At 50.8% G+C, this 26,131-nt stretch carries 18 protein-coding genes; 12 read left to right on the forward strand and 6 right to left on the reverse strand.

The genetic code is table 11. The features are described 5' to 3' along the window. Both mrdA and rodA read left to right on the forward strand, forming a co-directional pair. Positions 1–1,803 carry a penicillin-binding protein 2 gene (gene mrdA, locus ACXIT9_RS12715; protein WP_458056618.1) on the forward strand — a complete coding sequence of 601 codons (1,803 nt, stop codon included), beginning with the start codon at positions 1–3 and terminating at the stop codon, positions 1,801–1,803. Positions 1,804–1,807: 4 nt separating this feature from the next. Further along, a complete protein-coding gene (rodA, locus tag ACXIT9_RS12720) occupies positions 1,808–3,079 on the forward strand; it encodes a rod shape-determining protein RodA (protein ID WP_458056619.1) in 1,272 nt (423 codons plus the stop codon). 129 nt (positions 3,080–3,208) lie between these two features. Here rodA and ACXIT9_RS12725 read toward each other — a convergent pair whose 3' ends face one another. Both ACXIT9_RS12725 and ACXIT9_RS12730 read right to left on the reverse strand, forming a co-directional pair. Next, positions 3,209–5,923, reverse strand: coding sequence for a M14 family metallopeptidase (locus ACXIT9_RS12725; protein ID WP_458056620.1), 2,715 nt, complete (start codon positions 5,921–5,923; stop codon positions 3,209–3,211). Positions 5,924–6,107: 184 nt separating this feature from the next. Beyond that, positions 6,108–7,208: a hypothetical protein gene (locus tag ACXIT9_RS12730; protein WP_458056621.1), complete on the reverse strand. Its 1,101-nt coding sequence runs from the start codon at positions 7,206–7,208 to the stop codon at positions 6,108–6,110. 45 nt (positions 7,209–7,253) lie between these two features. On the opposite strand from ACXIT9_RS12730, the gene ACXIT9_RS12735 reads away from it, so the two are divergent. From ACXIT9_RS12735 to ACXIT9_RS12760, 6 genes are all read left to right on the forward strand, one after another. Continuing rightward, a complete protein-coding gene (locus tag ACXIT9_RS12735; protein ID WP_458056622.1) occupies positions 7,254–7,580 on the forward strand; it encodes a 2Fe-2S iron-sulfur cluster binding domain-containing protein in 327 nt (108 codons plus the stop codon). A 6-nt stretch (positions 7,581–7,586) separates the two neighbouring features. Further along, the gene (locus tag ACXIT9_RS12740) at positions 7,587–8,174 is read left to right on the forward strand and encodes a thymidine kinase (RefSeq protein ID WP_458056623.1); all 588 of its coding nucleotides are present in this window, start codon (positions 7,587–7,589) and stop codon (positions 8,172–8,174) included. After that, the gene (locus tag ACXIT9_RS12745; RefSeq protein WP_458056624.1) at positions 8,155–10,326 is read left to right on the forward strand and encodes a PorZ beta-propeller-like domain-containing protein; all 2,172 of its coding nucleotides are present in this window, start codon (positions 8,155–8,157) and stop codon (positions 10,324–10,326) included. The genes ACXIT9_RS12740 and ACXIT9_RS12745 overlap by 20 nt, the downstream gene beginning before the upstream one ends. A 1-nt stretch (position 10,327) precedes the next feature. After that, positions 10,328–11,029, forward strand: a complete 702-nt coding sequence (gene recO, locus ACXIT9_RS12750; RefSeq protein WP_458056625.1) for a DNA repair protein RecO — start codon at positions 10,328–10,330, stop codon at positions 11,027–11,029. 267 nt (positions 11,030–11,296) lie between these two features. Next, positions 11,297–13,117 (forward strand): transcription termination factor Rho, encoded by a 1,821-nt coding sequence (gene rho / locus ACXIT9_RS12755; RefSeq protein ID WP_458056626.1) that lies wholly within the window; start codon positions 11,297–11,299, stop codon positions 13,115–13,117. 226 nt (positions 13,118–13,343) lie between these two features. Beyond that, the gene (locus tag ACXIT9_RS12760; protein ID WP_458056627.1) at positions 13,344–15,521 is read left to right on the forward strand and encodes a PAS domain-containing protein; all 2,178 of its coding nucleotides are present in this window, start codon (positions 13,344–13,346) and stop codon (positions 15,519–15,521) included. A gap of 81 nt (positions 15,522–15,602) precedes the next feature. Here ACXIT9_RS12760 and ACXIT9_RS12765 read toward each other — a convergent pair whose 3' ends face one another. From ACXIT9_RS12765 to ACXIT9_RS12780, 4 genes are all read right to left on the reverse strand, one after another. Beyond that, positions 15,603–16,064, reverse strand: a complete 462-nt coding sequence (locus ACXIT9_RS12765) for a nuclear transport factor 2 family protein (protein WP_458056628.1) — start codon at positions 16,062–16,064, stop codon at positions 15,603–15,605. Positions 16,065–16,127: 63 nt separating this feature from the next. After that, positions 16,128–18,263: a prolyl oligopeptidase family serine peptidase gene (locus tag ACXIT9_RS12770; protein WP_458056629.1), complete on the reverse strand. Its 2,136-nt coding sequence runs from the start codon at positions 18,261–18,263 to the stop codon at positions 16,128–16,130. A 32-nt stretch (positions 18,264–18,295) separates the two neighbouring features. Further along, entirely contained in the window at positions 18,296–19,576 is a 1,281-nt protein-coding gene (gene serS, locus ACXIT9_RS12775) for a serine--tRNA ligase (RefSeq protein ID WP_458056630.1), read from the reverse strand. 67 nt (positions 19,577–19,643) lie between these two features. Continuing rightward, positions 19,644–20,408 (reverse strand): hypothetical protein, encoded by a 765-nt coding sequence (locus ACXIT9_RS12780; protein WP_458056631.1) that lies wholly within the window; start codon positions 20,406–20,408, stop codon positions 19,644–19,646. A gap of 164 nt (positions 20,409–20,572) precedes the next feature. On the opposite strand from ACXIT9_RS12780, the gene ACXIT9_RS12785 reads away from it, so the two are divergent. The 4 genes from ACXIT9_RS12785 to uvrB are packed head-to-tail and all read left to right on the forward strand — an operon-like array spanning position 20,573 to position 26,085. Further along, positions 20,573–21,553, forward strand: coding sequence for an isopenicillin N synthase family dioxygenase (locus ACXIT9_RS12785; RefSeq protein ID WP_458056632.1), 981 nt, complete (start codon positions 20,573–20,575; stop codon positions 21,551–21,553). Next, on the forward strand, positions 21,554–22,738 hold the full coding sequence (gene chrA / locus ACXIT9_RS12790) for a chromate efflux transporter (RefSeq protein WP_458056633.1): 1,185 nt from the start codon (positions 21,554–21,556) through the stop codon (positions 22,736–22,738). Between the two features lie 48 nt (positions 22,739–22,786). Continuing rightward, positions 22,787–23,980: an Lnb N-terminal periplasmic domain-containing protein gene (locus ACXIT9_RS12795; RefSeq protein WP_458056641.1), complete on the forward strand. Its 1,194-nt coding sequence runs from the start codon at positions 22,787–22,789 to the stop codon at positions 23,978–23,980. 53 nt (positions 23,981–24,033) lie between these two features. Further along, positions 24,034–26,085 (forward strand): excinuclease ABC subunit UvrB, encoded by a 2,052-nt coding sequence (gene uvrB / locus ACXIT9_RS12800; protein ID WP_458056634.1) that lies wholly within the window; start codon positions 24,034–24,036, stop codon positions 26,083–26,085. Positions 26,086–26,131: the final 46 nt, after the last annotated feature.

Here is a 26,131-nt window from a genome sequence, read left to right on the forward strand (position 1 = left end):
ATGAACGACCGACGCCCCCTCATATTAGCCAGTATCATCCTTAGCATCGCCCTGGTGCTGGTTTTTCGCCTATTTTACCTACAAATCATCGACGATAGCTTCTCGAAACGCGCAGAACGAAATGCGATTCAACGTATCGTAGACCACCCCTATCGTGGGCTGGTGTATGACCGCAACAATGAGCTGCTGGTCTATAACAACCCTGTATTCGACTTGATGCTCATCCCGAAAGAGTTTCACGTAAAGGATACTGCACGCTTTTTACAGCTCTTCGATCTAGAAAAGGAAACACTTCAGGAGGCCTATGCCAAAGCGCGCGCTTACTCCTGGGTGAAGCCCTCTCCGCTTAAAAAACAACTTTCCACAGAGGAATTTGCACGCATTCAGGATTACCTCATCGACTATCCTGGCTTGATGATTTTAACCCGCTCCGTTCGGGCCTACCCGCGACCCGTAGGCGCCTCGGCTCTTGGCTACATCGGTGAAATTTCTGGGCCACAGCTGGAGCGGGATAGCAGCCGCTACTACAGACAAGGAGATTATCTGGGCCTAAGTGGATTAGAACGCTATTATGAACATACACTTCGTGGCGAAAAAGGGGTAAAATACACCATGGTAAATGTCCGCGGAATCGAAAAAGGCGCTTATAAAAATGGAGAACTGGACACAGCGTCCGTAGCAGGGAAAAATTTAACCTCCAGCATCGATGTAGAGCTTCAGGCTTACGGCGAGTTCCTCATGCAAGGGAAAAGAGGCTCAATCGTAGCCATAGAGCCGAAAACAGGAGAGGTGCTCACCATGATTAGCGCCCCAAGCTATGATCCGAATGCCCTCACAGGCGCACAGTTCGGCACAAATTACCTGCAGCTCAGCCGCGACGAAAGTAAACCGCTCTTCAACCGGCCTATTATGGCCACCTACCCCCCTGGATCCATCTTTAAAGTGGTGCAGACCCTCATCGGCATGCAGATGGGCGTCATTAATCCGAATGCAACCTATGCCTGCAACCGCTCCCTGGTCGCCTGCCACGCCCACCCGAATCCTGTAAATGCCTTCGGAGCCATTCGCTATTCCTGTAATCCTTACTATCACCAGACCTTCCGGATTATGATCAATCAGGAGCTCTCTAAAAATACGTTTAAGGATACCGCGCTAGGCCTGGACATCTGGCGAGAAGCAGCGATGAAATTTGGCCTGGGCCAAACCTTAGGTATCGATCTCTATAACGAAAAAGGAGGACAAATCCCTACCTCTGGCTACTACGATAAGGTCTATGGGGAGGCTCGCTGGCGTTACTCGACCATCTACTCCCTAAGCATCGGACAAGGAGAAATCCTCGTCACCCCCCTTCAAATGGCAAACCTGGCAGCTATCTTCGCGAATAAAGGCTATTTCTATACCCCACACCTGGTAAAAGCAGTAGATGGAGACCCGGAAGCTATCCCCGCCCAATTTCGGGAGAAGCGCTTCGTCGGCATCGATGAAAAACACTTCGATCTCGTTCAGGATGCCATGGCTGCCGCCATCTATGGAACAGCAGGCCGTGCGGCGATTCCCGATATCGAAATTGCTGGAAAAACAGGTACGGCCCAAAACCGCCAAGGGGAAGATCATTCCGTCTTTATCGCCTTCGCACCGAAAGATGACCCGAAAATCGCTATCGCGGTGTATGTTGAAAATGCTGGCTGGGGAGGCCGTGCAGCAGCGAGTACCGCCAGCCTCCTAATCGAAAAATACCTGCGCGGACACATCACACGCCCGAATTTAGAGGAATATGTCCTCAGAGGCGACTTTAACCTGTAATGCCATGAGAAGAGACGGCCTTATCTTACAAAAACTCGACTGGATTACCGTGCTGATCTATCTCGCACTTATTACCATCGGCTGGTTTAACATCTACGCCGCTGTGTATGATGAACAGGTTCCTAAAAGCATTTTCGACTTGTCCATCAACTCAGGGCAGCAGCTTGTGCGCATCGGCATCGCCGTCATCCTCGTCCTGCTCATCATGGTGGCCGACTACAGGCTGTTTGAGAACCTCGCCTGGCCCCTGTTTTTTATTTTTCTCGTGCTGCTAGCTGTCACGCCCTTTATCGGGAAAGAAGTAAATGGCCAAACCCTAACGATCGGCTTCGGCTCGCTGCGAATTCAGCCCTCAGAGTTCGCTAAATTCACTACTGCACTGGTGCTGGCCAAGGTCATGGAACTACCAAGCTTCGACCTTAGCAAGCGCAAGCATCAGCTGCAAGTCATCGGCGTTATCCTGCTGCCCATCACCCTGATCATGCTGCAACCCGACACAGGTACCGCGATGGTATACTTCGCCTTCTTTATCATGTTTTATCGAGAGGGTATGCCCGCTAATCTGTATGTCTTTACCTTTGCCCTCATCGCCCTCAGCTTACTGGCCCTGGGTATCGAAAATAACCTCTTCCTCGTCGGGGGGATTATCGCCTTCACCCTGCTGCTGTACTTCCTGGGAAAAAAAACTTGGCAGCGCGGCCTGGCGCTTTCCCTTCTCTGCATCGGCTCCATCGCCTATGCCTATTCCCTCGATTATGTGGTCGAAAAACTACCCCAGCACCAGCAAAATCGCATCATGGTGCTCTTTAATCCCGACCTGGACCCCCTCGGTGTAGGCTGGAACGTCACCCAGTCGAAAATCGCCATCGGATCGGGTGGCCTCTGGGGAAAAGGCTACCTCCAAGGCACTCAGACCAAGTTCGACTTCGTGCCAGAACAGCATACAGACTTTATCTTTTGCACCCTGGGCGAAGAGTTCGGCTGGGTGGGAAGTACGCTTATCATCGCGCTCTTCTGTACCCTGCTTCTGCGGCTCATCTTTTTGGCGGAACGCCAAAAAAACCGCTTCTCCCGCGTCTATGGCTACTGTGTCATCTCCATTTTTCTCTTCCACTTCGTCATAAATATCGCCATGACCATCGGCCTCTTTCCTGTGGTAGGCATCCCGCTGCCTTTCATTAGCTATGGAGGTTCCTCCCTATGGGCATTTACTATCCTCCTCTTTATCTTCCTCAAGCTGGACACTACACGCATCCAAGTCCTTAGTCGGGTATAAACGTTTCTTTGACAAAATACTTCCCGCTCTATCTGGCTGCAGAGGCGCAAAAAAAACCCTCCACTTGGCAGCGCATAAGGCTATTCAGTGGAGGGTCGTAGCAGGCAATACTGCCGGGATCGCTATTCCTTACTCTTTATACAGCTGATTAAACAGCAGCTTAAAGGTGCCATGGGACTGTGCACGATAGGTAATTTCAGGCCCGAAAGCATAAAAGCTGCCCTTGCCCATGGGTGCACGAAAAGCCGTCACACCATCCTTGAGGTAATTTTGGCCCCAGGCCCATCCACTCCGCAGCGGCGCCTCCGTATCGAACCAGCCGAGCACCTCGAGGCCGTCCAGTTTCGCCTCCGGCGCAAAACGGAAAACGGGGCTATTATTAAAAAGTACATCTACCTCTTGACCTAAGCCATAAGTAGCCGGATGAGCGGAAGCCACGCGCATCCGCAGCACGGATCCGGGCACAAAGTACTTTTCACCCGATAAAGGGATTTCCCTGCCATCACGGGCTCTTTCTGTCAGCGCATTTCGCACCGGCAGCTCTAAATGGTAGGCCAGACTCGTCGCCGCCCCAATCGTAATCAGTCGACCGCCGGCTTCTGCAAAACGCTTCAGCTGGGGGACAGACTCCTCCAAGGTGAAATTCCCAATCATGTGCTGGTAGGCTTCCGGGATCTTGGTCTTATCGATATTTCGGCTGAAACTGCTTCCTCCCTGTCCAGGAATACCGGGGCCCACGAAGAGTATGGTTTCATACTTGCGGTTTAAGTTACCCTTATTGATCTCATCGGCGAAGATAAGTTGAAACTCAAAATCATACTGCTCCAGCATCCAGCGCACCCAACCGCTCGGCATGGAGCCGCCATAGTAATCGTATAGCGCGATTTTAGAGGGACGAATTTCTTTTAAGCCATCAGGACGTTTTTTCGCTTCTTGAATTCGTAGGCCGAGGTCCTGGTGGATTTCTTGGACTTTGGCGCCAGCCGTCGCCTCCACATAGAAAGCGCCCGCAGGAAGGCCTTCCACAGCTTTTTCCGCGCGGAAAACGCGCTGGCCGGCTGCCAACAGTCGATTCGCTAAAATGAAGGCATCGTTCTGACGGGCATCGATTAAGTAGCCCTGTGTGGCGCTGCCCAAAGTACCTGCCTGAACACGTTCTAAAGCGCCATAGGGCAGTGTCTGAAAGGGCCCTGAGACGGGCATTAAGTAGCGGTCCACCTCTACCCCCATCTGGTACGCAAGGGTCCAGCCCGCTGCATCATAAGGACGTACGGGAGGGCCACCTGGGTAGAGGAAATCATTCGGATAATCCTGCGGCTCGAACATATCCAAAACATGCGGACGGAAAGCCTGATCGGTCTGCACCACATAAGAGCCTGCCGGATAAGATGTTCCGCCTACAGAAAAGGGGGCAGTCGCCTTTTCGATGCGAATACCTGTTTTCACGAGGGCATTTATAAAGTGTACTAAGCGCCCCGGATCTTCTTGGTCCGCTCGAAGCACAAAGGCCCGCGGGTCCCTGTTGTCAGGCGTCTCGAATACCTCCTTAAAATAACGGTCGGGTACGATTCCCCGGTTTCGGCCATTGGGATTATCCTTTGCATATGCTTCCTTAATGGCTTCCGCCTTAGAAGGGTAAGGCGTCCAGTAGTCTTGGCTGCCGCGGCGGATCGATCCACTTCCCATATGGTACATATTCATCAGCACATGGTCGCGATTTCGGGCGGCATAATCTAAAACTGCGAAGTTCATCGAAACGGAATAGTCGATCGACTGCTGAAAATGCCAGGTTTCTTGGGGCATCACAGGAAAAGGGGTATTGCCATCTGGGACGAGACGGTCGGGTACCACAGGAATACTTTCCGGGTTAGGGCCACCGATAATTTCCGTGAGAATCCCGATAATATTATGGTAATGAGTGGTGGTACGTAGGCCTCCATTATACCAGGTGGAGAAGGTGGAGCCTTTCATCCGTGTAAAGCCTGGCTTATTTTCAGCATTAAGCCTGTTATACATGGCAGCGCCCACCGCATCGATGCCCGTAACCATCATCGGATCAAACACATGATTAAAGGGGTCGCGGTAGGGAGGGCCTGCTAGCACTGAGCCCACCGGCCCACGCTGGTGATGATTATACATGATCTGAGGAATCCAATCCACGAAAAGTAGGCGGCCCATGTTCTGAGATTCAATCATGTTCTGGATGTAAAAGTCTCGGTTGTTATCATGTCCGATGTACTTTTGATACAGCACGGGAAGGTTGCCCAAGCTGCGCTTCTCTGGTTCAGCCTCGCGCATGTACCATTCCCCGATTTTATCGTGCCCATCTGGATTCGCATGAACGAATAAGATCACCACCTCTTCTAAAATACGCTGGGTTTCCTTATCCTGACGTGTCAGCATCTGGTAGATCGTTTCGGTCAGCTGATGGATACCCACCGTCTCCGTAGAGTGGAGCCCACCGTCGATCCACACGATCGCCTTGCCTTCGTCGGCCAGCTCGCGGGCGGCCTCCACCGAAAGATTTTCAGCGCGTGCTAGCTGCACAGAGATCTCGCGGTAGCGCTCTAATTTGCGGTGATTTTCTTCTGAGGTGACGATCATCATGTACTGCGTCCGCCCCTCTTCCGTCTGGCCGATAGCCTCCAGGCGTGCTAAGGGCGATGCCTCTGCCAGCCGCTGGAAATAGGCCGCTGTCTGTTTGTAGGTAGACAAATGATAATCTTGACCCATACCGAAGCCAAAATGCTCTTCAGGGCTGGGGAGCTGCGCGTGAGCCTGCGTGGAAAGCCAAGAAAAGGCAATAAACAGGCTACAAACACGAAAAATGGATTGTAAAGTCATACAGTAGAATCTTAGTAGCGAATAGTACGTAGTCGGGAAAGATACCAAGCCCTCCTACCTTAAAAAAGAAAAATAGGCTAAACAGCCCTAGAGGTATGTAAGTGGTCGAGGGGATTGGGCTAGGCCCAAAAAAAACACCCAGACCTTTCGAGGTGCTGGGTGTATCCTACTCTTTCGCCATCCCTTACGGGTAAAAGCGGCGAAACAGTAAAAGCATAAATTCATCTACCTCATCAGAAGGAATCGGCCAATCATACAGTGGAATATAGTCTCTATTAAGCATGCAGACTGCATCCACCCACTCCTCCTGCCGATCCAGAGCGTGTAGGGCCGCATTTAACGCTTGCCCGTCACCTTTAAACAAGCTGCCCACGAACATGTAGCGCTGATTTACCCCGATAGAGGCCGAAAGCCCCCCAGGAGAAATGGGTTTCACTACCCCGGAAAGCTGCTGCCCACAGGCTTCCCAAGCTTGCGCGGGGTCTATCGGGTCCAAATAACTGCGTAAGGGCAGGGAAGCAGCCGGTGTCTCCGCCTCGCCAGCGACGCTCTCTTCCTGAAGGGCCTCTACCGTGCTCACTACCTTCTCCACTTCGGGCTCCGAATCCGCAGGCGCTGGTGAAGAGGTCTCCTGGTGCTCTGCCTCACTGCTGCTTTGGCCCTCAGCCATAAAAAACTCTCGCTGAAGCGCCTCTACATCGATGGGCTCCACTTGATCCAGCGCCACCACCAGGCTATCGAGCGGAGTCAATTCCTCCTGTAGGCGCTCATAATTCGCGCGGATCGCCGCAGAAATCGCTTCCCGTGTCTGCGGAATGGCCGCTCGATCCACCACCCCGGCTATAAGCTCCTGATGCCACTTAAAATACTTTAAATTTTTCCTCAGAAAGGGATTCACCTCCTCATCTTCCAGCTCACTGAGCTCGCTGAGGTAAAAACGTAAGGGATCCGCCGCCAGGAAAAGGGTCAGCATCACCGCCTTCCGCACGAGGGGCTCGAAGTGCTCGCGGTCCACCTTAATGGCCCGGGAGAGAACGTTTACAAATTCCTTTAACGCCTGATCCACCTGATTATTCCGATAATCGAAATAGGGATTATCTTTCAGCTGCTCGAGCTCCTCTTCCCACTGCTCGAAAAGGCTCTTCAAAATAAAAAAATTCACCTGGCTGCTGGGCGAAAATGTTACGATGTCAGGGCCGGTGATGTATTTTTTTTGAACAAAAAACCGGTCGGAAACTGTTTTGGCAAAACGGGTGGCGTAACCCTCCAGATAGCTATGCTCCATTATCTCTAGTCTTATAAGTGTTAAAGGTATTAAAATCTCTACTGAATGCCCAAGTTACGAATAGAAAATCTTTACGATACCCTGCTCGAAACCAGCCAGCCGGGACAGACGGTTCTTAGCCTGATACACGGTGCAGGTATCGACTGGATGCATGCCTGCGGCAAAAAAGGTCGCTGCACCTCCTGCAAAATGATCGTTACTTCAGGCCTACAAAACCTGAGCCCATTAAGCCCGCGCGAAGAATTTTTTCGCCAGCAAGGCCGATTATCCGAGAAGGAAAGGTTAACTTGCCAAGCTCAACTGATGGAGGGTGAAGTCGTCTGCCGAGTGGCCGAAGTGAATAAATTCCCTCACATGGATTATAGTTTTTAACACAGCATGTTCATCGAAACTTCCTTAGGAAAAGGAGCTGGGAAAGAGAAAAAAGGACACATCGAGGTCATTTGTGGTTCCATGTTTTCCGGCAAAACAGAGGAGCTTATCCGTAGACTAAACCGTGCCCTGATCGCCAGGCAGCAGGTGGAAATCTTTAAGCCTGCGCTGGACACACGCTACCATGCCTATGATGTGGTCTCGCATAATGAAACAGCTATCCGCTCCACGCCCATCCAGTTTGCACAGGATATTTTGCTGCTGGCCGGCAGCTGTGACGTGGTCGGTATCGATGAGGTGCAGTTTTTGGACGCGGGCATCGTCGAGGTGGCGATCCGGCTGGCTAATCAGGGCAAGCGGGTCATCATGGCGGGCCTAGACATGGATTTCGAAGGAAGACCTTTCGAGCCGATGCCGCAGCTGCTGGCCGTGGCGGAGTATGTGACGAAGGTACATGCCATCTGCATGAAATGTGGGGACCTGGCCAGCTACTCCTACCGCCTAAATGAGGCGAAGGAAAAGGTCGTTTTGGGAGAAAAAGACAGCTATGAGGCACGGTGTAGAAAATGCTTTTATGAGGGATTTACCCCTTAACATCCTCCTGATCGGAATTTTAGGACTGCTCTTCGCTTCTCCCCGAGACAGTCAGGCCCAGAGCCAACTCCCTGCCGCGGGCTGGCGCTATCATCTGGCCTATTTAGAAGGGGCTCAGCTAACCGGCGATCAGCAGCGTGTTTTCGTCCAGGGGCCACACAGCCTGTTGCTTACGTTTCCGAGAGAAGACCGATGGAAAACCTTTACCAAGCAGGACGCCTTGCGCGATCAGCGCCTAAGCCGAAGTGTCTATGCCCCTGCCCAAGAGCTGCTGGTTCTGGCCTACCCAGATAGCCGCTTGCACCTTTTAGGGCAGCAGCAGGAGCGCATCCTAGGGGCACTCGCGAACGCCAGCCCCCGCCCAGAAATCCAGAGCCTGAATTTGGCACAAGACGCTCCTTTCGCCTTGGTGGGGCTGTCAAAAGGGCTCGCCGTGATCGATCTAGACCGCTTACTGCTCAGCGAAACTTTCTTGAACATCGGTCCCGCAGGTAGCGCCCTGCCCATCCAGCATGCCAGCCTCCGGGAGGGCCGCTACCTACTCACCCACCCGGAAAGCCTTTTACTGGGAAATAGCGCCCAAAATCTGCGCGACTTTCGCTCCTGGACGCGCCTCGACCCTCCGCCGGGAGAACGCTTTCTTCGCGCAGAGCTTCAAGCGGAGGCACACATCATCGCCCTAATGGAAGGGGGATCTCTCTATCATAAAAGGCCTGACAGCCCCTGGGAAGCCCTTTTTTTTCCAGAGCCTCTCGCGGACATGCGGCGGGTGGAGGATCAGCTCTATCTCCGCAGCGCACAGGCCATTTACCTGCTCAGTGAATCCACTCTAGCGTTCGAAGAGGTAGCGCGTTCACAGGAACCATTACGGGATTTTTGGCCCCTGGGCCAAAGGGAACTCGTGCTGCTTTTACCGAATCGCCTCGAATTTCAAGGAGTCCCACTTTCTCTTCCAGAGGGCATCAGCACGAACAGGACGAAAGCCTTTCATGCCAGGGGAGCTACTTTTATGAGTGAAGAGCGCGCAGGGGACGATATTCTACTGGCTGGAAAATGGAGCCCTCTGCAGAGGGAATCCTCCTCTTTTCCTGACCTTATCGGTGTGGCCGCGAGCGGCAAAGAGTGGCTAGCAGGCAGTGCGGAAGGGGTTTTGGTTTTAGATATCGAGCCGGAAAAGGAAGCAATCCAAAGCCGACGCTTCGCAGACTCCGATAACGCACGAGTGGCAGCCATACCCGCGGAGCTCGGCTGGCCCGTTTTTCAAGAACTGGATAACCCAGTGCACCTTCAGCTACTTGCGGTGGGAGAAAATCGGCTGCGCAACCTCCAGATTCCAGGACTCGCTCCGCTGCTTCGAACAGCCCTTCAGACAGAGGCAGGCCCTTGGTTTTTCTTAGAAGCGGCAGGGGCAACCTTTACACGTCTTCGCATCTACTTTCCGGAGACAGGCCAGAACCTCTTGGTGAGTGGTGGCAATTTAGGCATTGGCTTGCTGATGGACTTCTGCTTGGATGAAGAAGGGACCCTTTGGCTGTTAGGCCAAAACGGTATTCGTGCTTTAGAGCGGGCATTTACACTCCGTGTGACCGATACGCCGAACTGGCAAAGCCCCAGCCTTCAGGGTCGCGCCATTTTAGAAGGCAATCTGCTGAGCAGTATACGGGCCTTACCGGACGGAAGCCTATGGGTAGCAACCCAGGATGCGGGATTATTTGCTTTCGAGCCCCGCTTCGGTGGGCTACGACAGCAGTGGCGACAGGAGGACAGCCCACTCATCTCCAATGACCTACGACGTCTCAGCTACGAGCCCGTTTCTGGGGAGCTTTTTATTCAGGGGGAAGGGCATCTGAGCAGTTTTAACACACCGTTTACGGGCTCGTTTTCTCCGATGGAAAACATCCTGGTGTATCCAAACCCTATTCGGCCTGCAGCGGGAGAGCAGCTGACCATAGAGGGGCTAGAAAACGGCAGCCAGGTTCTGGTGAGCACCTTATCGGGTCGGGTGCTTTTTCGTACAGAGGTGCGCGGGGGGCGTGTTGTGTGGCCACCTCGAGACAGCACGGGAGAGGCTTTACAGGTGGGGGTGTACCTGATCTTTGCGCGGAGCGCGACGGGTACAGAGCGTTTAATAGGAAGATTTACGGTCAATTAACATGCTGATCACTACACCAGGCATCGTGCTGAGCTACATCAACTATGGGGATACCAGCCTTATCGTGCGTATTTTCACGGAAAAACTCGGGCTGAAGGCCTACATCGTAAATGGTGTCCGAGCGAAAAAGGCGCGGGTGACGCTGGCGCACTTTCAGCCGATGACGCTGTTGGACCTGGTGGTCTACGACAAAGAGGGGCGCGACCTGCATCGCTGTAAGGAGATTAGCCTGCACTACCCCTATCGCCTACTGCCCTTCGATCCGGTGGCCAGCGGTCTGCTGATGTTTAGTGCGGAACTACTCGGTCGGATTTTAGTGGAAGCAGATCCACATGCAGCACTCTTTCAGCGCGCACGGCAGCAGCTGATCGGCATGGATCAGGGATTGGTACCTACGACCGTCTTTCCGCTGAGGATGCTGCTGGACTGCTGTCAGGAAATCGGTTTTCTACCTGAAAATTTAGAGGAGCTGCTCGCGGAACTAGGAGAAGACAGATATGCCTTCGGACTGAATAGCGCCGCCCATGAAGCTTTTAACGGCCTTTTAGCCTATCCGGAGGACGTGGATCCTGTGCAGTTCCCCCTTCTTTCCAGTTCACTACGTCGCCTATTTTTCGACCTGCTAATCCAGTACATCGACCGGCATTTAGAAGATAGCCGTCCTTGGAAGAGCCCCGCGATCTTGCGGCACATTTGGGCCTGAGGCCCAAAGCACACGGGATATCCAAGAGCCCCTGCTAAGAAAGGGTTGAAATAAACTTTATTTTCATTAAATAAAGAACCTTACGGGCTTAAATGAGTTTAAAACTTGTATAAGTCAAGAACTTAGTCTATTATTGCAAAGTATAAGTTATAAAGGCTTTCTCCCCGGAAGCTATCGAACTGAATATCTTTTTCATTCAGCTACCTATACTTTCAACATCATCATTATCAACATCATCACACCATCAATTAATCGCATAAGTTTTTTATGTATAACATTGAAGAATTAAGGATCAGATTGCTATCTGAGCTAAAAGAAATCGCAGAAGAGCTGGGCGTTAAGAATAAGTCGCTCAAAAAAGAAGACCTGATTTATGCGATTTTAGATCAGCAGGCCATCACCCCAGAGCAGGCACTTCCAAAGAAAAAACCTGCCGCTGCTGAATTAAAAGAAGAGGAAGCGGAGGTGCTCACAGATGCGGCACCGGCTCCTGCGGCAGAGGTCCAGGCACCAAAAGCGGAGGAAGAAATCGAAAAGCGCCCACGCCCGAAACGAGAGTCCAAGTTTAAGCGTCAAAATTTTTCTGAAGAAGATTTAAAAGAAGCTACGGAGGCCAAGACGCCCGCACGAGAGCCTCGTCGGGAAGAAAGAAAAGAAGAGTCTAAGCCACAGGTGGCAGCAGCTCCCAAAGCAGACCCACGACCCGCGGCTGAAGATAAAAAGTCTACTGCGCCGGCAGAACGCCCTGAGCAAGAGAAACCGCGTTTTATCCGCCCACGAAAAAAGGTAGTAGAAGAATCGGAAATAGCAGCAGCGACAGAACCTGAGAAACCTCGCGCTCGTGAGGAAGAAGTAGAGCTACCCAAGCGAAAAAACTTCCGCGAGCATGCAGAAGCGAAAGCTTCGGAAGAGGCTCCACAGCAGGAAAATAAGCCAACACCCAAGAAAAAGAGTTTCGTGTCGCCAAAGGAATTTGACGGCATCATCCATAATGAAGGGGTTCTCGAAATCATGTCTGAGGGTTACGGGTTCTTACGCTCTCTAGACTTCAATTACCTCGCATCTCCTGATGACATTTACGTATCTCCATCGCAGATAAAACTTTTTGGACTGAAAACAGGAGATCATATAAAGGGAAGCATCCGCCCACCGAAGGAAGGAGAAAAATATTTCGCTCTCTTAAAAGTCACGACGGTAAACGGTAAAACGACGGATGAAATTCGTGATCGTGTCCCTTTCGAATACCTGACGCCACTTTTCCCTCAGGAAAGGTTAAATCTTACCACTCGCCCGGATAATTATTCGAATCGTATTTTAGACTTGTTCGCTCCGATAGGAAAAGGACAGCGTGGGATGATCGTGGCACAGCCGAAGACAGGGAAGACGGTGCTGCTCAAGCAGATCGCTAACGCCATCTCTGAAAATCACCCGGAGGTGCACCTGATGATTTTACTTATCGATGAGCGTCCGGAGGAAGTGACAGATATGGCACGTTCGGTAAAGGCAGAAGTGATCTCTTCCACTTTCGATGAGCAGGCGGACCGTCACGTGAAGGTGGCATCTATCGTTTTAGAAAAAGCCAAGCGCATGGTAGAGTGTGGACATGACGTAGTGATCTTATTAGACTCTATCACCCGACTGGCTCGTGCCTATAACACGGTGGTACCTTCTTCAGGAAAAATCCTTTCGGGAGGTGTGGACGCAAACGCCCTACATAAGCCGAAGCGCTTCTTTGGCGCAGCCCGTAATGTAGAAAATGGAGGCTCCCTAACCATTATCGCCACAGCGCTGGTAGAGACGGGTTCTAAAATGGATGAGGTAATCTTCGAAGAATTCAAAGGCACTGGAAATATGGAGTTAGCGCTGGATAGAAAGCTGGCCAACAAGCGCGTTTATCCTGCTATCGATGTTCCTTCTTCCGGCACACGTCGCGAAGATCTCTTAATGGAGAAAGAAGAGCTGCAGCGCATCTGGATATTGCGTAAGCACATGGCGGACATGACCTCTGCCGAGGCGATGGAGCTACTACTAAATAAAATGCGTGGCACGAAAGACAATGCTGAATTCCTCGTCAGCATGAATGGATAAGTGACGACATGCTCACCACAGAGGGCTTAAACTTCATGTTTAAGCCCTTTTTTATTCTATTTTTCACTTTTAGAAATGTCGATATCATAAAATAATCTTTTCGTTTTCACTTTTCTGAGCTAATAAAGTTGTTAAGCTGTGGTTTGACAAAATAAAAACTCCCAACGTGCTGACACTCTTGCAAAAAATTGTACTTTTGTAAGACACCGAACCACAGTATCCTTTTATGAGGGAGTTTTCTTCTTATCAGTCTTGGCCTCAGGCTATTATTATTACCAGTAAGCAGCTTGATGTGCATGTACTTTCAGAAAAGGCAGTGTCTTTTTTACAGACGATACTCCAGACAGAGCCTTCTGAAGACTCCCAGGAACTGTATAATTTTCTCCACAGGCTGACGGAAAAAACAAACAAGGAAGGCCGAGAAGGGGTACCTCTACATCACGTGGCACATCGTGAAGGCGTTTCGCCCCTTCATTTTCAGTTTATAAAATCTTCCTTTTATACCCAAAAGGGGGAGTTAGCCTACCTCTTCCACTTTTCACCAGCGGTGGAAGGAGCCGCTTCCGCGGCAAAGGTCAAGCACCGACTTGAAATCGCCTGCGATGTCAGTAACCAGGGAGTTTGGGAATGGAATGGGATCTCTAAAAAACTTATTTGGGATAAAAATATGTTTCGCCTGTTCGGCTACGAAGAAAATGAAATTAAGCCGAGCTACGAATTTTTTCTGGACGCGGTGCATCCAGAAGACCGCTCCTTCGTACTCGAATCAGTAAATAAAGCTTATGAAGGTGAAATAGCCTACGATATCGACTTTCGCATACGAAAAAAATGCGGCACCTATATCACCATTAAGGGATACGGTCGCCTGGCTTATGAAGAGAATGAACCGATTTTAGTAGGTGTCAACTATGACATTTCTAAAGAAAAGGCGCTACTCCAACAGGTAAATAGAATGAATGCGCGCTTAAACTCTTTCCTTCAAGTAGAAAAAGTCTTCGTAGTGCGTACGGACATGATCGGAAATTATACCTTCGTGAACGATAGCTACCGAAAGCGATTTCATACTTCCAGCTCGCCTGTCGGGGTGGGGAGTAACTCTATGGACAATGTGCTACCCGAAGACCATGAAAAGGTATTCAGAGTCGTACAAGATTGTATGCGGCAGCCGGGCAAGTCCTTTCAAGTAACAACCCGAAAATATGCGGCAGATCGGACTGTCTGCGAACTTATTTGGGAATTCGTCTGCATCCAAGACCCCGAAGAGGGCAGCTTCGAAATTCAATGCACAGGATTGGATATCACGAAGTCGGCTCAGATGGATAAGCTACTGCAACAGAAAACGCAGGAGCTATCGCAGCTCTTTGCGCTTTTAGACCGCTCTATCTGCTTTATTTTAACCGACACTTCAGGGAAAATCTTATCCGCAAACCCTTATTTCCAATCCTTAAGTCAACTTCCTGAAGCGGCCTTAATCGACCGTTCCCTAGCAGACCTCTTTACGAAACCAGATGGAAAATCACTTTCTGACCTTTCTACTTTACTTCACGAAGGACAATGGCAGGGAGAATTTTACCTTAAACGCGAAAAGACAGAAGATTTATTCTTCTTAGCCACTGCCATAGAAACTACAAGTCCGGAAAATGGCCTCCGCAGCATCATGTGGATTTTACATAACCACACCGACAAGCGAAGAGCAGAGACACGATTAAAAGAGTACGCCGAAGCACTTAAAGAAAAGAACCAGGCACTTCTACGGTTCGCAAATATCATCTCGCATCATATTCGTTCCCAGGCGGCGAACTTAGAACTTATTCTCGATGCCATGCTGGACGCACCAGAAGAAAAGGATACCTATCTTGGATTTTTACGAGACACCTCCATTAAGTTAAATAACACCATCTCGAAACTTAACGAACTGCTCAGCATAAATGCGAACGCTAATAAGCTCCAGCCCATACACTTAAAAAAAATATGGGACTCTGTACAGCAGCACTTCGACAGCGAACTACGCGCTATCGGCGCCACATTATCCATCAGTGAAACGAGTTTCTCGCATCTCGTCATAGGGGATACCGACAGCCTGATGAGTATTTTTACCGAACTGGTTAAAAATTCGATCGCGTTCCGAGAGTTGGCCCGCCCTTTACATATCGAGATAGATGTGATAAAAGAAGAACGTCACCTCTGCATTCAGTTGAAAGACAATGGCACTGGCTTAGACACAGAAAAATCAAAAAACAAACTTTTTACCATGTACCAGACCTTTCACACGAACAGTCAGGATGGCTTCGGCCTGTATATGGTAAAAGCGCTGGTGGAGAGTCTAAAAGGAAAAATAGTACTTCTAGGCCGCCCAGGAGAAGGCCTTGACGCCCGCCTCTACTTTCCACTGCGTAAGCTATAGGAGGCGGAGACTACAGCCTAACTTACACCACCAAATCTTTGCTGACAAGTACCTGCCCCCCTCTTAGACTTGAAGACCTACTTACCGTGCCAACTCATGCCAGCTTTTATGCACGATCTTCCACTCACCCTCTATTTTCAGCAGTGTAAGAAGATCATAATAGTATATTTCGGGCCAAAATAATTCTGCACGCGCTAAGGCCATTTTGCCATGTAGCTCCACCCCAGAAACTCGATTCTCATAGGCCTCCAGATTTTCCCGCTTTGGCGCGGAGGCCACTCCATCCGCCCACGTTTCGAATGGGGTAACCGTATACGTGTCACCCCGAAAACCGATCAAGCGCGCATCTGGACTGAATGCCTGCTCCAGCTTGCCCCGATCACGCTCCATCAAGCCTTCAAAATAACGTTTTACCGTCCGCTCCACCTCTTGGATATCCTCCTGCTCAAAGACAGCAGGCCCCTCCTGCGCCCTCCCCTGAAACCCTACCAGCAAAGCACTAAAAAACAGCAGCTTGCAGAACTGTATACTTAGATTTTTCATCTCTATTTTCTACATTTTAGCACCTAATTAAGGGGAGAATCTCATCTTTCTCCCCCCTTTAATTCATTTTCTCACCTTAAACGGTACCCCCATCTGATCGAAGGTAAAGGCATAGATATCTGCCAGCTCCGCGATGGTTTTAGCCGTAGGCTTCCCCGCACCATGCCCCGCATTCGTCTCGACACGAATGAGCACAGGCGCTGTTCCCTGATGTTTCTCTTGCAGCGTAGCTGCAAATTTAAAGCTATGTGCTGGCACCACACGATCATCATGGTCGGCAGTAGTCACTAAAGTGGCTGGATACTCCTTACCTGTAACCAACTGATGAAGAGGAGAATAGCCCTTTAGATACCGAAACATCTCTTCGCTATCTTCCACCGTCCCATAATCATAGGCCCAGCCAGCACCTGCCGTAAAAGTATGATAACGCAGCATGTCTAATACCCCCACAGCTGGTAGTGCCACCTGCATGAGATCCGGCCGCTGGGTCATCACCGCGCCTACCAGTAAGCCACCATTACTCCCGCCTCGCAGTGCTAGTCGTTCTGGCCGTGTATAGCCTTCCTCGATAAGATACTCCGCCGCAGCGATGAAATCATCAAAAACGTTTTGCTTCTTTAATTTCGTGCCCGCTAAGTGCCAGTTGTCCCCATACTCACCACCTCCACGTATATTTGGAACAGCATAAACGCCACCATTTGCGAGCCATGCTGTAATCCCTACGCTAAAACTCGGGGTCAGGCTGACGCCAAAGCCTCCATAGCCATACAGCATCGTAGGATTGTTGCCGTCTAGCGGCAAGCCCTTCTTATGGGTGATCACCATCGGGATTTTAGTCCCGTCTTTTGAGGTATAGAAGACCTGCTTGCTTTCGTAAAACTTCGCATCAAAGGCCACCTCCGGCATAAAATGCAGCGTACGCTCGCCTGTTGCTGGATCATAGGCGAAAACAGTAGGCGGCTGTACATAATTGGTATACGTAAAGTAAACCTGTTCTGCGTCTTCTTTTGCACTAAAACCACTAGCAGTCCCCACTCCAGGAAGCTCGATCACCCGCTCGATAGTACCGCTATAACTTACCTGCTCCACGTATGATAAAGCATCTTTAAGATACTGCGCGAAAAATTTACCCGCTCCCATGCTTACAGAAAGAACCTCGGGGCGCTCAGGAATAATATCTTGCCAGGAGGCCTTCCCTTTGTCGCGAAGCGAAACCCTTACCAGTCGATTATTCGGTGCCTTGTGATTGGTTAACAGGTAAAGATAGCCGTCCTTATGCATCAGCACACTGTGCGACTCATCGATCTCCTCCACAAGGGTACGCACCACGGGATTAGGCTCTTCAAAATCCATATAGTAAAGCGCATTTCCTGTCGTCGTATTCGCGGCACTAATCACTAGCATGCGCTCATCCTCCGTCATGTAGGCATTCACATAGCGACGGGGATTTTCCGCACGCCCGAAAATCAGCGCGTCAGCGGCAGTGTCTGTGCCGAGCCGGTGATAGAATAACTGATGATTATCGGTTTTCGCGCTGAGCTTACTTCCATCGGGCATACTGTAGCGGCTGTAAAAGAACCCCTCATTCCCCTTCCATGCGATCCCGGTGAACTTAGCGTCCCGAATCACATCCGGCAGCAGCTCCTGGGTCTCCGTATCCATTACATAAATATCTCTCCAGTCGGAGCCCGCCACAGAAACAGCATAAGCCATCAGGCTTCCATCTGCCGTAAACGCAATGCTGCCCAGCGAGGTGCTGCCATCCTCCGATAAGGTGTTCGGGTCCAAAAAGACCTCCTCAGTCCCGCCTGACACAGGCTTACGGTATAAGACAGACTGGTTTTGCAAACCATCATTTTTAAAAAAATACAAGTAGTCCCCATGACGGCTCGGCGCCGTCTTTTTCTCGTAATTCCATACCTGCTCCAGATAGCGCTGGATTTCCTTCCGGTCGGAAAGCTGCTCTAAAAACCCAAAGGTAAGCGCATTTTGGGCTTCCACCCATTCCTTTGTTTCCTCCGAATAATCATCTTCCAGCCAGCGATAGGGGTCATACACCACCGTGCCGTAGTAGGTATCCTGCACATCCACCCGCTTAGTTTTCGGATATTCTAACTCCACATTTTTTCTCATCCCATCTGAATCACATGCCACCAGCAGCCACCCAGCCGCCAGACTGCACCACAGCACTCCTTTCATTTTTTCACTTTTCTGATCTATTTATTTTATTCTTAAGGCCTCTCTATCAGTCGGAAACCTGTATAGGGAACAAGAACATCAGGGATTTTAATTCCTTCAGTCGTCTGATTATTTTCTAACAGCGCTGCCACGATTCGCGGCAGTGCCAGCGCACTTCCGTTTAGGGTGTGCGCTAGCGCAATAGTATTCTCCGAATCCCTGTAGCGCAGCTTTAACCTGTTCGCTTGGTAAGTCTCAAAATTAGAGACCGAGCTCACCTCCAGCCAGCGCTCTTGCGCAGCAGAATACACCTCCATGTCATAGGTAAGTGCAGAGGTAAAGCCCATATCTCCGCCACATAAGCGCAGCACACGGTAGGGCAGCTCCAACTGCTGCAGCAGCCCCTGCACATGTGCAGACATCTGCTCCAGGGCAGCATAAGAGTCCTCCGGCGCACAAATTTGTACGATTTCCACCTTGTCAAACTGATGCAAGCGATTCAGGCCCCGCACATGTGCTCCCCAGCTACCCGCCTCCCGACGAAAACAAGGCGTGTAGCCCGCCTGCCGTATCGGAAGCTGCCCTTTTTCTAGGATTACATCTCGAAAAATATTCGTTATCGGCACCTCAGCCGTCGGAATAAGGTAAAGCTGATCTGCCGTGGCCTCGTACATCTGTCCTTCCTTATCAGGTAGCTGCCCCGTACCGTAACCCGAGGCCTCATTCACTAAAATAGGCACCTGAAGCTCCCCATAACCTGCCTCAGCAGCTTGATCGAGAAAAAAATTAATTAAAGCCCGCTGCAGACGTGCCCCTTTGCCTTTATAAACCGGAAATCCAGCACCAGTGATCTTCGTCCCCAGTTCAAAATCTATGATATCATAGGTCTTTATCAGCTCCCAGTGTGCCACCTTGTCATCCCCTAGATCAGGCAAGTCCCCATGTCGGTACACCTCCTCATTTTGCTCCGCACTTTTTCCGGCAGGAACGCTTGAGTGAGGCACATTCGGTAATGTATATAATAAGGCTGTAAGCGCTTGCTCTGCTGACGCAAAGGCCTCTTCCAACTCTTTCACCTGCTGCTTAATTTCACCCATCCGAGCCTTTAACTTCTCCGCCTCCTCACGCTGCCCTGACTGCATGAGCTGACCGATCTGCCTGGAACTGGCTTTAGCCTCCGACTGGAGAGCATCGCGCTGCACCTGTGTCTCCCGACGCTGCTTATCGAGCGCCAACACACGTTCTAAGGTGGCGGCGGCATCGGGAAAATGACGCTTTTCTAAGCCGGCTAACACTGCCTGAAAGTCCTCACGGATCGTGGCTACTACTAACATAAATCTCTTCGCTTTTTTCTTTAGAAATGAAAAACAAAGATAAGCATGTTTACTAAAAAATCTTGCCTTATTCTACCACAATACGCTTCGTGACGGAACCAAAAGCCCCCTCCACCACCTGTCCGTCCGCGTCGATCAAAGCAATCTGGAGCACATGCTCCCCCGATGGAATACCCGAAATACGTACCGGACTTAACTCGTCCGCGATGTAAGTACACGTCTCGTCTAAGGAAATTTTTACCCGCAGCCCTTCCTCGCCTACTTGCCCATTAAGCACCAGAAAATCTACCGTCACCTCTGATTCAGCCGCAAACCGCATCCCCTCATGGGGCAAGTTGACCGCTAAAAAAGGGGCATCCGCTTCTGGAAAAGGCCTGCTCTCCCCTACTGTAAAATCTCGAAACACGTAATTCCCATACTCTTTCAGTGCTAAACCTTCCGCATCCACCAGGTAACCCACCGCGCGGTAGGTCCCCGTGCGCAGGTCCTGACCGAAAAGAGGCATGCGGTGGCCCACCGGGTCTCCCCCATTTAAAATGAGCTGCAGCTGAAACCCACTTAAGCCCTCACCGAATGGGAAATTCTTGATATTAAACTCGAAAGGAACGCGCCCCGGCGCAAAGTTTTGCTCCTCCAGCGGACTAAAAAGCTCTACGATAGCATCCGGATACTCCGCCTCCTCCTCGTAATAGTAAAAATTCACCAAGGCTGCCTCCTGCGTCTCTTCAGGTGTAAACACATAACTTTCCTCACGCTTTCTCTCCTTTTTCTTAAAATCACAAGAAGTAGAAAACACTAAAAGCCCAAGCAGAAATAGCAAAGTGTTTTTCATGTGCCATCGATTTAGCTGTAATATATCGCTTTTAACGCATTTCGAAAAGAAGACGAAAAAAAAAGTGGCAAACATTCTCCTTAAGAAGAAGTTGAACACCTGATACAGGTGCACAAGAATATGCTGAAAAAGTCTTAAATTGCGCGTCTATATATCACGTTATTATGGCAGAAATTCTTTACGACGAAATCCCATCCTTGGATTTAGCAGACTTCACCTCAGGAGATGCCGCGAAAAAGGCAGCCTTCGTGGCCGCACTTGGTCAAGCCTACAACAATATCGGCTTCGTAGCGATAAAAAACCATGGACTCAACCAAGAGCTCCAAGACAAGTTGTACAGCGCTATTAAAAAATTCTTCGCGCTAGATGATGAGGTGAAAATGCAGTACGAACATCCTGAAATCGGCTACCAGCGTGGCTACACAGGAAAGGGGAAGGAGCATGCCAAAGGCAGAAATACAGGGGATCTGAAAGAGTTTTTCCACGTAGGACAAGAGCTCGACCGCATCCCCGATAGCGACCCGATTAAAAGTGAGTACCCAGCAAATGTATTCCCCGCAGAACTGCCGGAATTTAAGGAGATCGCCCTGGAAACTTTCCACACCCTGGAGGCAGCGGGTAAGCAGATGCTACGCGCTATCGCCCTTTACTTAGCGCTTCCGGAAGACTACTTCGAAGATAAGGTAGCCTACGGTAATTCCATTCTGCGCCAAATCCACTATTTCCCGATCGAAAACCCCGACGAGGTACCTGCTGATGCCGTACGCGCTGCCGAACATGGAGACATCAACCTCATCACCCTCCTCATGGGCGCAAGTGCTGATGGACTTCAAGTACTTCGAAAAGACAATAAATGGATCCCGATCACAGCACTTCCGGACCAAATCGTCGTGAATGTAGGAGACATGCTCGAACGTCTAACAAATAAAAAACTAAAATCCACGATCCACCGGGTGGTAAATCCCCCACGCGATCAGATGAACAGCAGCCGTTTCTCGATTCCTTTCTTTATGCACCCACGTTCAGAAATGGACCTCACCTGTCTAGAAAGCTGTGTGGACGCACAAAACCCAAAACAGTTCGAAGACGCTACCGCAGGTGAATTCCTCGAAGAGCGTTTACGCGAACTGGGGTTGCGCAAGTAAATGACGGCACGTCAGCTACAGTACTACCGCTATTTAAGGGATGTTTTGACACTCTCCGTGACCGCCTTCGGTGGACCGCAGGCTTTCCTAGCCATGGCCGTCGACCTACTCGTCAATAAGCGCAAGTATCTGAAAGAAAAAGAGCTCTGGGAGTTGTACGCACTGTGCCAGCTTCTCCCGGGGCCTACTTCTACCCAACTGATCTCTGCCATCGGCTTTCGCTTCGGAGGTCCCTCACTCGCCTATCTGGCACTCATCACTTGGATCCTTCCTGCCAGCATTCTGATGATCAGTGCCGCCTATCTGATCGACTTTTTACAGGCCAATACCCCCGGAGCCCTTAATTTCGCTCGCTTTATCCAACCTATGGCCATCGGCTTCATCCTCTACGCAGGCCAAAAAACTATTTTTAAACTGGTAAACACCACACTTGGCGCCGTCCTAATGATGTTTTCTGCTTTCCTCTCCTTCTTTTATAACTCCCCCTTTGTCTTCCCAGCACTGCTACTAGCGGGAGGCATCATCACTTCACTTAACTACAAAAAACAGCCTCAAGAAGAAGGCGATAAAAAGCTCCATATCCAGTGGGCCAACTTTTACCTTTGGGGAGGAGTACTTCTGGGTGCGGCTCTACTCGGCGCGCTGACACGTAATCCCTTTATCCTCTTATTCGAAAACTTTTACCGAAACGGCAGCCTGATCTTTGGCGGAGGCCAAGTCCTCGTCCCCTACCTCTTCACCGAATTCGTAGAATTTAAAGCCTACCTGAGCTCCGAAGAATTTCTCACCGGCTATGCCATCTCCCAAGGAATGCCAGGCCCCACCTTCAGCATCAGTGCCTACGTGGGTGCCCTTTCAGGCAGAGAGTATGGACTAAGTGGCCTTATCCTCGGTGGCCTCGTCGCCTCGGCCGGCATCTTCCTCCCCGGCACCTTTCTCATCTTTTTCGTCATTCGCTTCTGGGATCAGTTGAAAAAATACCGCCCCGTGCGCGCCGCCCTGGAAGGGATAAACGCCGTCAGCAGCGGGATGCTTATCGCCGCAGCCTTCCTGCTCTTTGCCCCCATGGAGGCAAATGCCCTCAACCTCCTAGCCATCATCGCCAGCTACTGCCTGCTGCAGTTCACGAAATTAAACTCTCCCTCCATCATCGCGATAGGCATTCTAGCAGGCCTACTTTTCTGAAGGAATTGTGTAAATTTGCTTCCGCTTAGGCCTTCGGCAAATGAAATGATGAAAAAAAACCTGCTCCTTATCCTCCTACTTTTTGGTCTATCCCCTTTTCTTCGGGCCGAAAACTATCGGATCAGCCTACTCACCTGCGACCCAGGGGAGGAGCTGTACTCCGCTTTTGGCCATAGCGCCATCCGCATCGTAGAAGAATCCTCCGGCAGAGACCTGGTCTATAATTACGGTACTTTCGACTTTAACACGCCCTTTTTTTATGTGAAATTTGCACAGCGCACACTGGACTACATGCTCAGCCTCACCACCTACGAACGCTTCATGGCCGAATACCAATACTTTCGCCGCAGTGTACGCGAACAGGTCCTAGACCTAAACCCGGATCAGACCCGTGCGCTGCTGGCTGCCTTGGAACTGAATTATCGACCCGACAACCGCTACTACCGGTATGACTTTTTTTATGATAATTGCGCCACGCGCATCCGCGATATCGTAGAGGAAGTACTGGGCAAGCAGTTGATTTGGGCGAAGCCCCCAGAGGATAAGCCACAAACCTTCCGCCAGCTCATCGACGAATACGTCGAAGAAAGAATGCCCTGGGCGGATTTTGGTATCGACCTGGCTCTGGGCAGCGTGATCGACGCCCAAGCGAGTGCCTATGAAAAACAGTTTTTACCTGACTACATGGAAAGGGCCTTCTCCCATGCCCGCATCGAAGGCGATGGGCCCACCCGCCCTCTGGTGAAAAGCAGTAGCATCCTGCTGGACTTCGAACGTCCCGCTCCTAGCTTCAGCCCACTGAACCCCTATCTTCTCGGCTGGATCTTCGGGATCGGCATGATCTTGCTCACCTACGTGGGCTTTAAAAAACAAAAACTCTATTTTCAAGCGGACGTGGTCTACTGGAGCCTCTTGGGGCTGTGCGGACTCGTCATCTTAGCGCTCTGGTTCCTAACCTATCACTCCCAGACCAAGTGGAACTGGAACCTGTTCTGGACCTTTCCAGGGCATCTGCTGCTACTCCCACTCCTATTTAAAAAACAGTTGGACCGCCTGTGGAGACGCTACTTTCTGACTGTCCTCATCCTGGCCGATATCGCCATTATCTGGTGGATTTTCGGCTGGCAAAGCTTCCATCCCGCGATTATCCCGCTAGTCTTGGTGCTGATTTTACGCAGTAATTTCTTGTATTACAACTGGGAAAAGTTTCGGGCGCTGCAGAGCAGCAAAAGGAGTTCATAAAGTCTAAACCATTTACCGGTCTTTCGGCGTTATCACTCTTTAGGGAAAGGTGTATGGAATTTAAAATTCAATCCGATTATAAGCCTACGGGCGATCAACCCAAGGCAATCAAAGCATTAGCGCAGGGCGTACGTAATGGCGATCCCGCCCAGGTGCTGCTCGGGGTGACAGGCTCAGGCAAAACATTTACCGTGGCCAATCTCATCCAAGAGGTACAGCGTCCGACGCTGGTGCTCAGCCATAACAAAACGCTGGCGGCACAGCTGTATGGGGAGTTTAAGCAGTTTTTCCCCGAAAATGCAGTAGAATATTTTATTTCTTACTACGACTATTACCAGCCGGAAGCCTTCATTCCGACGAGCAATACCTATATCGAAAAAGACCTTTCGATTAACGAAGAGATCGAGAAATTGCGCCTCAGCGCTACCTCGGCCCTGCTTACCGGCCGCAGAGACGTCATCGTAGTGGCTTCTGTGTCCTGCATCTACGGTATCGGTAACCCGGATGAGTTCGGTAAAAATGTCATCCGCATCCAGCAGGGAGACCGCATTCCCCGCAACCAGCTCCTGTATAAGCTGGTGGATATTCTGTATAGCCGGACGAACCAAGAGCTCACTCATGGAACCTTCCGTGTGAAGGGCGATACGGTAGATATCTTTGTCGCGTATGCGGATTTCGGGTACCGGATCTATTTTTGGGGGGATGAAATCGAAGCCATCCAGCGCATCGACCCCGCCACCGGAAAAAAACAATCCGATGAAAAAATCATCAGCATCTTCCCGGCGAATCTATTTGTCACCGGCAGAGATACCATCGATGTGGCTGTAAATGAAATTCAGGATGACCTCATGGCGCAGGTGTCCTTTTTCGAAAAAGACATGAAGCTCATCGAGGCCAAGCGGCTGCGCGAACGGACGGAGTTTGACTTGGAAATGATCCGCGAACTGGGCTACTGCAGTGGCGTGGAAAACTATTCACGGTATTTCGACCGCAGAAATCCCGGGGATCGTCCCTTCTGTCTGCTCGATTACTTCCCAGACGATTACCTGCTGGTCATCGACGAGAGCCATGTGACCGTGCCACAGGTGCGCGCCATGTGGGGGGGAGACCGCGCCCGAAAAGTCAACCTGGTGGATTACGGCTTCCGCCTGCCCTCCGCATTGGATAACAGGCCCCTGAAGTTCGACGAATTCGAAGGACTTACGAATCAGGTCATCTACGTGTCGGCCACGCCGGCAGATTATGAGCTGGCAAAAACGGAAGGCGTGGTAGTAGAACAGCTTATCCGCCCGACAGGGCTACTGGATCCCATCATCGAAGTGCGGCCCAGTGCCCATCAGATCGATGATCTTCTCGAGGAGATCGATCAGACGATCCAAAGCGGCGATCGCGTGCTGGTCACTACACTGACGAAGCGGATGGCCGAGGAGCTTCAGAAGTTCCTCGAACGTGCAGGGGTGAAAAGCCGCTACATCCATTCCGAAGTGAAACCCCTGGACCGCGTGGAGATCTTGCGCGAGCTGCGGCTCGGTATCTTCGACGTTCTGGTGGGTGTTAACTTACTCCGCGAGGGGCTAGATCTTCCCGAAGTTTCCCTGGTCGCGATCATGGATGCCGATAAGGAAGGTTTCCTCCGAAATGAGCGCTCACTGGTGCAGACCATTGGCCGGGCGGCCCGAAATGAAAACGGTCGCGTCATCATGTATGCCGATAAGATCACCGAGTCCATGCGCGTGGCCATCGATGAAACCAATCGCCGCCGAAGCGTGCAGCAGGCCTACAACGAGGAGCATGGAATCACTCCGCTGACGGTACGCAAGAGCAAGGAAAAAATCATGGGCCAGACCAAAGTGGCCGACAGCAAACGGGGCACCAAGGTCTATGCGGACGAAGTAAGTGCGAAAAAGACCGCCGCCGACCCGGTGGTACAGTACCTCTCGAAGGAGAAGCTGGAAAAACTCATCGGGCAGACGCAAAAGCTCATGGAAAAGGCTGCCAAGGAACTCAACTTCATGGAAGCGGCACGCCTGCGCGACGAATGGCAGGGCTATAAGGACCGCCTACAGGAGCTCGAACGCGGTACCGCCACCACGGGAAAAAGCTAAGCTAGGGCGCTTTCCCTTTTGGATTAAACGCTTCACAACCCGTTTC

The sequence above is a fragment of the Nitritalea sp. genome, assembly GCF_054166705.1.